A 12540-nucleotide genomic window follows, 5' to 3' on the forward strand; every position below is an offset into this window, starting at 1 on the left:
TTACTCCTTATCACTAAACTTGACAGTGCTCCGTTCTATACCTGCCTGTTTTTGTAGTGGGCTTTTTCCATCGTGAGCCGTCGATAACAACTGTTCAATAGCGTCTTCAGACCTGAATATCATTTTTTGATTTTTTAAGGCGCTTCCGTCATATATATGTACTGCTTTGGGCGTTACCCCAAAATCCGCCTTATCCCACTTCTGCGCCATCTCACTGGCGCTCTGGCCAGTAAATTTCTGCAATACCGCTGCACGCTGAATAATTTGGTCGGGCGCTCCGGTTTCGACTTTGCCATCACCAATACGGATATAGCCGCCACCGCTGACCAATAAAATCTCCTGTTTAGCGCTGATTACGATTTTGCCTTCGCAGCTCGAGATACGAATATCCTTTAATGCATCCAGCGTCAGTTCATCACTTTGCGCCTGAATTTCGACTTTCCCTTTGCTGGCAAACAGCTTGATCCCCAGTTTTTGCGCAAACAGGCTGATCCTTTCACCTGCCGCCACGGTAAAGGCTTTTAGTACGCTAAAGTCGGTATTTTTCCCGCTAACTGCGGTGATATTTTCTCCCGCTGCAAGTTGCACACTTTTTGCTGTAGTCTGGGCAATACCCGCCGGGGCGGAGAGCAGCAACGCTGCTTGCTTGAGTTCGGTCAGGGTCTCACTCAGCAATACTTTCTGCGTCTGCAAATCTGCCAATTCGGCTTTTGCAATTTCTGCCGCCGATCTTAGAGATTCAGTTAAATTTAGTGCCTGCTGCAATTGGCCGATCGCCCCCGCCATATCCAACATTTCCCCTTGCGCCTGCGGTTGTGGGTCGGCGCTGATAAATACGCCCTTGCCGCCGCGGATGGCGATATGGCCGTCGCTGCGCAGTTCTGCCCCTTCACCACGCAGTTTGCGGCTGGCATCGACGTTATGGCCAAGATTTAGCTGCGATTTATGGTACTCGGTGCTGAGCTTGATATGCTCCTCGTTTTCCCGGTCTTCCATGCGCAGTTTGTTATTACGCCAGGTGCGCAGCACATTGCGAGTATGGTTGCGATTATTTACCAGATCGGGATGTTGCGAATCGTGCAGCACGGCGCTGATATAGGGTCGGTCCGGATCGCCCTGATGGAAAGCCACCGCCACTTCGCTGCCCTGGATCAGAGGAAAGTGAAAACCATAGGTATCCCCACCAAAAGGTCTTGCCAGACGCAGCGGCATACTTTCATAACCCGCCGCTTTGTCGTCACGATCGGCGTCAAACTTCACCCAGTACAGTCCGTCCTGGTTCAAATGGGCATAGCGATCGTTATCTATCGGGCTGGTGACCCGCGCCGTTAGGGTACCGTGTACCACAGGACGAGGTTTAAGCGGCGGACGAAAGCACAGGGTTTCGCTAAAGGGCATGGCCTGAAAACGCAACTGCAGCGACGAGGAACGGCTGGCGTTAAAACGCACTCGGGTGATCACCATCTCCCCCTGAAACACCTGCGGCAAAGCAGGATAGAGACCCGCCTCGCTGACGGCCAGCACCTGGCCGGGGACCAGTTGCGGGTCATTACTTTGTCCACGCAGCCGGGTCTGAGCACTGAGGTAACGTTCGTGTTCCAGTCGCGCCCAGAAATTGGCCGTTTCCGGGTCGGGTATAATACTGTCCCCCTGACTAAGATGGCGCGGCAGATAGTGGTAGACATCTCCATAGGTGATACCTTCACCGTCACCGCGCGTCATATCTGCCGGATCCGACAGCAAAGGATGGTACGCCAGCCGATAGTTATAATCTTTGGCCTGAACGCTGTGCGGCACCACTTTATGACGTACGGTCAGCCCCCAGACGCTGTCGGCTGCGCCATCGTTCATCCCGGCCGGATTGCGCAACGGCAGGGTTTTGCCAAACTGGTAGCAACTTTGCCGATCGCCAAACAGCATAATCTCGGTCAGGGTATCGGGATGCAGCACAAAGCGGTAAAAAATCCCCACTTCCGCCAGCAGCCGTTCAATAAAGGCCTTGTCGCTCTCATTAACCTGGTTGACCTGCGCCCGCCGTGGGTAGCTGTTTTTTAGCTGAAACTCATATTCCCAGCCTTTGAGCTGATGTTCGCCAAGGATTTGCGCCACAATTTCCGGCACTGACTGGTTGACAAAAAAACGCAGGCTACGGTGCTGATTGCCCAGCAACACAAAGTATGGCTCCAGCCTGATATAGTAGGTTGCCTCATCGGCTGAGGCGGACAAACGCCGAAAATCGGTAACCACGCCATGCACTCGTTTATGTACCTGCGGCGGCAAAAGCTCATCAAACAGCTGTTCTCCCGGCGATTGCATACTCAGGCTGGCGCTGCGGCGCAGCATCTGCTCGCGTGGAATATCCTGCTCACGGCTGGTAAAACGGATCTGATAGCAATAAGTCTCACTGAGCTGTTCCAAGCCGCTAAAGGATTCAACGTCAAGCCAGGCTTCGCAACCTGCAACTTCCAGCTGGTAACGATTAAGCCCCTCACCGAGAGGAGACTGCGGCGGGCTAATAAAGGATTGCGCCATCTTAGTTATCCTCGAAAGTCAGCGTGATCCCCTGGTCTTCGCTATAGCCTAACGTCAAGGCAGAGGGCATCTGCTGCTGCGCCTGGCGCTGCAACAGCTGCTGCGACAGCACCGGCAATATTTGTTGGTTAAGCAGGCTGTCGATATTGCGTGCACCGGTATCTGGCAGCAAACAAGAGACCACCAGCAGCTCACTTAGCCCAGCGTCAATATGGCAGGCGAGTCCGTAATGGCGTTGCAAACGTTGTGCGACCTGCCTCAGCTTGATATCGACAATTTGTCGCATGGCCACTTCTCCCAGCGAGCGATAGATCAGCGTCTGAAACCGTGCCAGCAGGGCTGGCTGAAAATGATCCCGCAAAACGGGTCGCAGACACTCTTGCAGTTCGGCTTCGCTGGCTTCGGGCCATTGTTCCAGGCGTTGTAACAGAATGTCGCTGCCAAGATTGGCGGTCATCACGATCACCGTATGGCGAAAATCGATTTCTCGCCCTTCGCCATCGCGCATAAAGCCGCGATCAAATACCTGATAGAACAGATTCATCACATCGCGATGTGCTTTTTCTACCTCATCAAGCAACACCACGCTGTAAGGACGTTTACGCACCGCTTCGGTTAATACGCCGCCCTGTCCATAACCGACATAACCTGGCGGGGAGCCTTTTAGTTGGCTAACGGTATGGGCCTCTTGATACTCCGACAGATTGATGGTGATCAGTGATTTTTCGCCGCCAAACAGGCAATCGGCCAACGCCAGCGCAGTTTCCGTTTTGCCTACACCGCTAGGACCGACCAACAGAAAAACACCAAGGGGGGCATTCTCCGGTGTGAGACCGGTTTTGGCAGCGCGCAGGCGTTGGGCCAAGGCGGTCAAGGCGCTTTGCTGCCCAATCACCCGTTTGGTCAACTGATCTTCCAGTTGCAACAGGTTGGTCTGTTCATCTTTTAACAGGCTGCCCAACGGAATGCCGGTCCAGTCGGCTACCACCTGAGCGATAGTGCGTACATCGACATCCAGCGATAACAACGGTGAGCTGCCCTGTAGTTTGTCCAGTTGCTGACGTAATTCGCTGCAGGTGCTGGCATCGCTGCCCTTTTGGCGTTGTGCCAGCAATTGTTGCGTTAGGGCCAGTTCTTGCTGGTACTTTTGCGCAAGTTCGCTCTCGTGCTCTACCAGACTGCTGATACGCAATGCAATATCCTCCAGGCGACCAGTATCAACCGGCAGACTCAATGCCTGATCATCGGCAATCGCCTGCTGTTCTCGCATCAATGCGTCCAGTTCGGATCTGACCTGCAGCAAAGCTTCCGGCGGGCTTTTCAGGCTGATGCACACCCTGGCACAGGCGGTATCGATCAGGTCGACCGCTTTATCCGGTAACTGACGACCGGCAAGGTAGCGACGTGACAACGTCACCGCTGCTTTAATGGCAGCATCCTGAATATGAACGCCGTGATGGCTGGCATATCGTTCTTTCAAGCCGCGCAGCATCAGGCAGGCATTATCGTCGTTCGGCTCCTCGACTTTAACGGGCTGAAAACGACGTTCCAGCGCCGCATCTCGTTCAAAATACTGCTTGTACTCTGACCAGGTGGTTGCCGCCAGGGTGCGCAGTTCGCCGCGTGCCAGCGCCGGTTTCAACAGATTGGCCGCGTCGGCACCGCCGCTTTGATTGCCGGCACCAATCAGGGTGTGGGCTTCGTCAATAAATAGCAGTACCGGTGCTGCGGACTGCTGTACCGCTTCAATCACTTTTTTTAATCGTTGTTCAAATTCGCCTTTCACCCCGGCACCAGCCTGTAACAACCCCAAATCCAGGCTACGCACAGTAACGGTTTTAAGACTGTCGGGTACCGTGCCCTGGACGATCCGCAGCGCCAACCCTTCCACCAGAGCGGTTTTACCGACCCCCGGCTCCCCCACTAAAATGGGGTTGTTTTTACGACGGCGGGAAAGGATGTCGATCATCTGGCGGATTTCGCTATCGCGACCAAAAATTGGGTCGATCTGTTGCGCTCTGGCCTTGGCGGTAATATCGAGAGTAAATTTATCCAGCGCCGCCTGCAGCCCGACGTTAGCGGTGCCCGCTGGCGCGGGGGTATCAAGCACGTTTGTTGCTTCCATCCCGGATAGCTGTGCACTTTGCTGCACTTCGGGCCGCTCCTCTGACTGTTGGTCCAGTAGCGGTACCAATCTGTCGAGCTGGCTGGTCGTTAAACTCAGTAACGGCCAGACGCTGTCAGTGGATAACAGACGCGGCTGTGCCATCAATGCTCTGAGTAAATCAACAGATCGCAGCGCGTCGATATCTTGCTGCAACGATGAAGTCAGCCAGGCTTGCTGGATCCACTGCTGCAGTGCGGATGAGAGTTGTGGTTTGCTCTGTACGCTACGCGGCAAAGTATCCAGATGGGCCAATAACTCCTGCCATAGCGTATCCATATCCCATTCGTAGCGACGAGCAATCACTGTAATATCGCCTTCACCCTGTTCTAATAACTTTAACAACCAGTGTTCCACGGTGATCTCGGCGTGGGCTCTGGTCTGACAGAGCGTCGCCGCTGCCGCCAGCGCCTGGGCACAAAAGGGGTTTAAGCGGCGTAACAGATGTGCTGAATGGGTGGTCATAAACTCTTCCTTTATAGAGAAAACTGGAAAGCCAAAGGGTCCGGTCTGCGGCACGCTACCGCCCCTGACCGTAAACCGAGGTCCATTAGGTTAGCGGGGGAGAATGTAAATACCTCACGGCGAACGCCAAACTGCCGCCGCTCAGCCGAAAATAAAAAAGCAGACGGTTACCCGTCTGCTTGTCAGTGCTAGGCCGTAGAACGTTCGTTCCAGGCGTCGGAATGAATAATGTTGCCGTCTTTATAGGTCCAGGTGATTTTCTCGTAGCGGAGTTCTACTTCCTCCAGATGGTTATGTTTCTCTTTGGAGGGATCCTTGATGTCATGCATTTTCGGCGCGACTTTGACCACCTTGACGTTATCTAAACGGGTGTTGAAGTACTCCACCTCCTGACCGGCGTCATCAATGCGATACCATTTGAATTCCGCCGTTTTTAGGGTCTGACCGGTAGTCACCGCCTTATAGAGATAGGGGGAAGATGAATCTATCTCCTTGATAAAAATAAACGGAGTATGAATACGAGTACCGGTCAGCTTGCCGGTATTGTTATCGGTAGGGATGTACAGTTTGTGATCCTGTGCCACCACCTCGATGCTGCCTTCACGGCCTTGTACATCAACGGCCCCTTTGATATCCGCACCACCATCATCCTTCAGCCACAAGTAGACTGGAATGGCCATATAAAGCTCCTTTTTTAGTTAAATGGTGTCACCTGGCAAGGTGACGTTTTTACCTGTCTGCTGTCGAAGCGGGAGCAAGACATGCCCCGCTATCCGGCACCAGACGGATCTCTACCCGGCGGTTGGCTGCGCGCCCTGCCGCCGTTTCATTACTGGCTATCGGTTGACTGGCACCATAGCCTTGCACCGCAATGCAGCGCGCGGGAATATCACTCATGCCAAGGATCCAGTTACGTACCGACTCGGCCCGCGCCAGGGAAAGTTGTTGGTTTTTTTGCGCATGACCGGTGGCATCGCTATGACCCGCGATAACAATCAGCCAGCCGGGTTTGGCCTTGATATTGACCAGCGCATTGATCAGCACTTTGGTTGCCCCGGGTTTCAGCTGTGCGCTGGCGATATCAAACAAGGACAAGGTATCCAGACGCAGCGTTTGCGGTGCCGGTGCAACTACCTGAGGCTTGGGCACGGGCGGCGTTGGTGGTGACCAGTTGGCGACTGCGCGTTGTACTCGCGGCAGCAGTTTTCCCCCCTGATACAGTCCCATTGCCAACTGCTGCGGTTCCCCCTGACGCTGATAGCGCATTAACTTTTGTGCATGCTCCCGCAAGCGCTGCTGAGCCTGTAATTTAGGTGCAGCAGGATTGCCACTTAGTTGTTGGTAGTTATCTAAATCGCTGCTGATGGTGCGGATAAGCCGCTGGTTATTGATAAAACTCGCCAGCATTGCGCAGATAAGAAACAGGCTCAGGCAGGTACCGCCGTTTAGCGCTAATTGTTGTCCTGCAGTAAAACCGGGCCGCTGTGGCAATATTGTCAGCAATAAATCGGGGAACGGCAGCCGGCTGGCATGGTGACAAGCGGCCGGGGCGCAAAGCAGGCTGCTACGTTGCAAAAATTGTTGCCACAAGTTGTCTGGTCGCGCAGTTCCCTGCCTGAAGGTTACCGCCAGCAGGTTAATCTCTACCGCAGGCAGCGCTGTTCTCGGGTGCTGTAATTCATCAGCTACCAGTTTATTAAGCCAACTGAGTGCGCTATCGAGCCATACCGTCTGGCTAAAGGTCTCGGCAACATTGTTCTGCTGCATCCACTCGCTAAGCGGCTGTGCCAGGCAGTCGTCCTGCCAGACAGTGGTGCCCTGGACATCCCTGACAAACCACGGCGTAGCAACGCCGACTATCGGTGCGCTGAAGTAGCCGCAAAGTAAAAGGTTCAACTGCGGTAAGCGGCGGCGACATTGCCCAATGGCAGCACGCCACTGATGCAATTGCCCGCGAAACACTGCTTCATCATCCTGTTGCTCAGGTATCACACTGAGCATCAGCGATAGCTGTGGCAAACGTGATGATTGACTGGCAACCAGCCAGTTAACGGTAGCGAGCAGCTGATCGGGGGTGGCCATGGCCAAATAGATCCCCTGTTTGCTGCGCCGGGTGGATTCACCAGGTGCAAACAGCCCTTCGCTGTCGCCACAGACCAGTACCAACGCACCTTCAAACTCTGCGGGTAATGTCAGTCCGGCAGCGCTGTGCATAAACTGTCGCCTGCTTCGCCATTCAGAGATGGTGATCAAGGCCAGCAGTGCTGCGACCGCCAGAGTCAGTAGCCAACGCGTCAGCGGCAGCAGAGGGAAATAGACCCAAATCAACAGCAGCGCCAACCCGGCCGCGCCGATGGCCATCAGGCGCTGTAATAGCACATTCATGCCTTTGCCCCTTACGACAGTAATTGCTGCATTAACGACTGCAATTGATGGTCCAGACTCCACCACAGCATCAGCAAGATGCCGGCAGCCAGCAGGCCACGCCAGGTTAGCGAGCTCATCCAGTGCGGTGCTTTGCGACCGACGGTTTGCACGATATTGGGTGCGTCGAGGGAGAGACTGTAGGGCGGTACCCGCAGGGCAAGATCCTTGATCACCGCCGCCCGATCGGGGGCATCTTCCTCGCGATACTGGCCGCTAAAACCCAGCAATAGCACCCGATGAAAACAGGCGAGGACATAAGGGTTGGCCGAAGGTTCCCGCAAGACGCCTCGAATGCGTTGCCACAGGTTTTCACCCGCCCCCAGGGTTTTAAAAAATTTCACCTGTAGCGGGGTATTCAGCCACTCCTGATAGCCGATATCCTGGGATTTTCGGTTCATTACCGTGCTGTCGAGCAATGCGCACTGCGCATAGACAATATGTTCAATGTCGCTGTCAGCCAGACCGAGCTTGCCAAGGCCACTTTGCGTGTGCTCTATCAACTCGCAGGTTTTGCGATAAAACCCGTGGCTATCACCAATCTGCCAGCCATTACGCAACTGCCCCACCCATAACCAGGTCGGATATAACAGTTGTTCGATCGCATTATGTTGTTCAGTTGAAAAGGTCATGAGCGTAGCACCGCAAAGAGTTCCAGCTGGATCTCACCCAAAGTGCCAGGCACATAGAAGGCACAGCTACCTGCCGCTAACATGGCGCGCGCAGCATCGTTATTAAGATCCAGAGCAAAATATTGATTTTCAAGTCGTATCGGGATACTCGCCGGCACATGACTCAAGGTAATCAGCGGTACACCACTCAATGCCACATTAACGACATCGGCCACGTCATCCGGGCTGCCGACTTTACACTGCAAGGGGATCTGCGCCTGTACTTCATAGGCCGGTAAAGTAGAACGCACCGAGAGGTAAAGATCTGCCTCCTCCCGCAGGCGGGGATCGAGGAGATCACCTTTCCAGTAAGCACCGTCTTTACTCAGTTCAATAGGCATTACGCGAGACGGCAGGCTGGCCTCAAGCAATACATTGAGCAGGGAAAACAACGGGGGAAATACTGCGGTTGGCACCAGGTGGTCGTAAACCGGGATGGCATCAATATCGTGTTCAAGGGAGAAGGTCAGCAAACTACCCGCCAGGCGCGTCAACTCTGCGTATATACGCTCAGGATGCTGCTGCGGATGGTTCAGTACCTCATTGAGGATCGGCTCGTGACTGTTTAGAGCATTGAGTAACCAAAACAGTGAAACGTCGGCAACGGCAAAGTCAGCCATGCGCTGATTACTTTCGCGGCGTAGTGACATCAAACGGCGACGCTTGGCACCAATGCGCAGCGTTAACTGTGTCAATTGATTAACCAGCCAGGAACTGGCAGAAAAAGCCAACAGCGGCGGAACAAACTGCTTATCCTGCTGCCACTTGCCCTGCCCGTCGCGCACTAGCCGCAGTAAGGGTAGAGTCAGGTATTCGCCATTTTCCTGGTGCTCATAACGCAGACTCAGCGCGTGACGCAGTACCGCGATCTCGCTGCATCCTTCGCCGAGCAAATCCTGTACCTTGATCCATTCCCGACCAAAGCGTAGCGGACGATCACCTTGCCCTTCCCCACCAATATTATTGCCCTGGGCACTTAACAATGGCAGTGCCAGCACGACCGTAGCCGACTCGCGTCCGCTCAGGGAGGTCAATTCACAGGGAGGCGGCAGCAGATCGGCGACCTGGCTGTTGATCAGCGTACCATCAGCAAAGCGTACAATCAGTTGCTGCAGTGCCAGACGCCCAACGCCAAGCAGAGCTTCGTCAAGCTGGCAATGCAAGACGCCCCAGGGGTGCGCCACGGAAATATGTGCAGCACAATCGGTAAGATAGGCCTGCCATTGCGACTCCTGCTGAAACTGCTGCGGGGATAAATAGGCCCCCTCGCTCCATACGGGACGAAAAATGTTCATGGACACTTCCTTGTATTGCAAACGGTATACCCGTCGCCCTGACCACGGCAGCACGAGTTAGCACTGCGCCAGCGGCTCGGGGTATCGCATTTATGTAGCGGAGGAACTCAGGTTTTGGCTTTGGGCATCTGCGAAACCAGTGACAGATTGACATCCATGCCTTCGACCTGAAAATGCGGTACTGCGTACAGCTTGACGCGGAAGAAGCCAGGGTTATCCTCGATATCCTCTACCGTCACCCGGGCATCACGCAGTGGATGCGAAGCCTGTAAATCATCGCCCGGGTCAGTCATTTCGGTTACCAGACTACGGATCCAGGTATTGAGCTCCAGTTCGAGATGTCGTCGATCTTTGGTGGTGCCAATGTTCTCGCGTTGGATCAGCTTGAGATAATGGGCAATACGCGATAGCAGGAAGATATAAGGTAAGCGCGCATTAATGCGGCTATTGGCCGTGGCATTGACCGTCTCGTACAACGCTGGTTTTTGGCAGGAATTGGCCGAGAAGAAGCAGGCGTAATCGCGATTTTTATAATAAGAAAGCGGAATAAAGCCCAGATTGGCAAATTCAAACTCACGCGTTTCGGGGATCATTATTTCCGACGGGATTTTCACCTGATTGCCGGTACCGAGATCATAGAGGTGAATGGGCAGATTACTCACCGCGCCCCCGGCTTTCGGTCCGCGTATTTGCACACACCAGCCATTTTTAACGAAGCTTTTCACCATATTGGCAGCAAAGGCAAAAGAAGCGTGGGTCCAAAGATATTTTTCGTGGTCCGGCCCTTTGACCTCTTCAATATAATTAAAACTACGCACCGGTAAAGTATCAGGGCCATAAGGTAAACGCCCCAATACCCGCGGCATGGTCAGGCCAATATAACGGGCATCATCGGAATCGCGGAAATCTTTCCATTTGATATATTCGGCGCGGTCGAAGTAGTTGCCAATATCCTTAATGGCAGCCACTTCTTCCATTGATTTCTTACCGAAGAATTCCGGGCCGACGGAGCCGATAAATGGCATATGTGCTGCCGCAGCCACCCGTGAGATATTACGCAACAAGGCAATATCGCGGGCACTGCGATCAAACTCGTAATTGGAGATTGTGGCGGAAATGGGATCTGCGCCCGGGGTGTCGTAATTTTCAATATAGGTCTGAAAATAGAAACCACTTTGTGCAATTTCAGGGGCGTCTTCAAAGTCCTGGATTAAATGTTCTTTACTGATATCGAGCAGCTCAATACGCACATTCTGACGAAAGTCGGTTTGCGATACCAGAGTATGCAAGCCGCGCCAGGTCGATTCCACCTGTTGAAATTCGGCATGGTGCATTACTTCATCAAGCTGGCGACTAATTTGTGCATCCAGCTCGGCAATATGCCCGTCTATCAGACTCTTATCCAGACGTTCAACTTTCTGCGCTGACTGCTTGAGCAAATTCAGAAATACGCCAACGGCTGCGGTCACGCGCTCATCGGTGGACGCTTCCGACAAGGCATCGGTATGTTGAAATACATCGAGATCTTTAAGCTGGCTCACCGGATTAAGATTAATTTTCTCAAACAGAGAGGCATAAACACCCTGTCCGGTTTTTTCTTGTACGCTGGCAGTGGAGACTGGTGCAGCGGTTTGTTGTATCGACATCAGTAATTTCCTTATCACCTGAGAAGGCATGAGATTAAGGCTGCTGGGGGGCCAGAGCGGCAAGCTCGGCGCGGAGTTCATTACTCAGGGCGTCATCGCGCAGAATGATCTCAAGTTCACGACGGAAAGTAGCGTTATCCAGCAGATTGGATTTCAGATCGCGGAGCAGATTACGCATTGCCAGCATGGCGCGCAGCGGCGGGATCTGCCGCGCCACCTGTTCTGGTTCAAAATCTTTCATTTCGCGAAAACGAAGTGCTACCTGGGTATCAGCATCGCCGCTCAGGGTATCGGCGACGGTGAGCTTTAGGTGAGGCTGAAACTTAGCCAACACGCTGTCGAAGTTGTTTTTATTAATATCCACTTTCTCACGTTCGGACAGTGGGCGCTGTTCCTGTCCATTACTGTAATCACCCACCACCATCAGTTTTAGCGGCAGCTCGACTTTTTTCTGTACACCGCCGGTATGAAGATCCAGTTTAATATTAACGCGAGCCTTGGGGATCTCATTTTGATATGAATTTGACATACTTATCCTTGTTGTAAGATTAATAATCCTCGTGAATATATAAATATATTGATGTTACTTACATCAGTTACTCATATATCATTTTCTATAATTTTCGCAATCGAGTTTATTAATAGAATCAATGTGGAACTGACTGCTAGTTTATTAATTTAAAACTTGATAGTTAGATATTTATTAAAAAGTTAACTTCAAATAAATATCTATGGAGTGGAGTGTAAAAACTTCGAGAGAATAATTAAAGCCGCTAGATTGTAACAAAATATTACAAACAACAAATAAAATGGAACCACCACAAAAATACCGTTTATCCACACGATTAAATGGCCGTTTAAATAGTCATTTTATAAGAAATATCAATACATAAATTGCAGTGATCTTGCTAAAAATCGGATTACCTATAGATATTAAAAGATATAAACCCAATACCACCGGGGATTAACTTTGCTAGAATTAATCTTTAACCATGCAGGAAGATAATAACTTTACGAGATCTATTAACTATGGAAATAAAAGAAACAACTAAACTGAATATATAGCAGACTTATATTTAAAGTGGGCTTAAATGGCAATTTTCTGTTTTAAAACAAATTAGCTATGAGGAGCTGTTTCGGGTTGGGCTTAAACGGCAATTGTTGTTTTAAAACCAATGGGCTTTAGAGGAGCTGTTTCGGTTTTATAATAGCGGTGGCTACTTAACCCGCTGTGCCGAACCGAGTTAAGGAGCGCTGGCCCGCTCCTTAACAATCCTGGGCCTTTTGGTGTTGTTGATTCGTCTGCTGCCTATTACCGGCTATGTTTCAGTTACCCCCAGCGT

The 12540-nt window shown here is 52.2% G+C and carries 8 protein-coding genes; all 8 read right to left on the reverse strand.

All coding sequences use genetic code 11. The annotated features are described in order from the left end of the window. Entirely contained in the window at nucleotides 1-2532 is a 2532-nt protein-coding gene (locus GW590_RS23900; protein ID WP_169405582.1) for a type VI secretion system Vgr family protein, read from the reverse strand. Nucleotide 2533: 1 nt separating this feature from the next. After that, nucleotides 2534-5161 (reverse strand): type VI secretion system ATPase TssH, encoded by a 2628-nt coding sequence (gene tssH, locus GW590_RS23905; RefSeq protein ID WP_169405583.1) that lies wholly within the window; start codon nucleotides 5159-5161, stop codon nucleotides 2534-2536. Nucleotides 5162-5349: 188 nt separating this feature from the next. Beyond that, nucleotides 5350-5841, reverse strand: a complete 492-nt coding sequence (locus GW590_RS23910) for an Hcp family type VI secretion system effector (RefSeq protein WP_169405584.1) — start codon at nucleotides 5839-5841, stop codon at nucleotides 5350-5352. 49 nt (nucleotides 5842-5890) lie between these two features. Continuing rightward, nucleotides 5891-7546 carry an OmpA family protein gene (locus GW590_RS23915; protein ID WP_169405585.1) on the reverse strand — a complete coding sequence of 552 codons (1656 nt, stop codon included), beginning with the start codon at nucleotides 7544-7546 and terminating at the stop codon, nucleotides 5891-5893. 11 nt (nucleotides 7547-7557) lie between these two features. Next, the gene (tssL, locus tag GW590_RS23920; RefSeq protein WP_169405586.1) at nucleotides 7558-8217 is read right to left on the reverse strand and encodes a type VI secretion system protein TssL, short form; all 660 of its coding nucleotides are present in this window, start codon (nucleotides 8215-8217) and stop codon (nucleotides 7558-7560) included. After that, nucleotides 8214-9551: a type VI secretion system baseplate subunit TssK gene (tssK, locus tag GW590_RS23925; RefSeq protein WP_169405587.1), complete on the reverse strand. Its 1338-nt coding sequence runs from the start codon at nucleotides 9549-9551 to the stop codon at nucleotides 8214-8216. The genes tssL and tssK overlap by 4 nt, the downstream gene beginning before the upstream one ends. Nucleotides 9552-9658: 107 nt before the next feature. Beyond that, nucleotides 9659-11197: a type VI secretion system contractile sheath large subunit gene (tssC, locus tag GW590_RS23930; RefSeq protein WP_169405588.1), complete on the reverse strand. Its 1539-nt coding sequence runs from the start codon at nucleotides 11195-11197 to the stop codon at nucleotides 9659-9661. Nucleotides 11198-11231: 34 nt separating this feature from the next. Further along, nucleotides 11232-11726 carry a type VI secretion system contractile sheath small subunit gene (gene tssB / locus GW590_RS23935; RefSeq protein ID WP_169405589.1) on the reverse strand — a complete coding sequence of 165 codons (495 nt, stop codon included), beginning with the start codon at nucleotides 11724-11726 and terminating at the stop codon, nucleotides 11232-11234. Nucleotides 11727-12540: the final 814 nt, after the last annotated feature.

This window comes from Rouxiella aceris (assembly GCF_012933545.1).
Classification (GTDB): domain Bacteria; phylum Pseudomonadota; class Gammaproteobacteria; order Enterobacterales; family Enterobacteriaceae; genus Rouxiella; species Rouxiella aceris.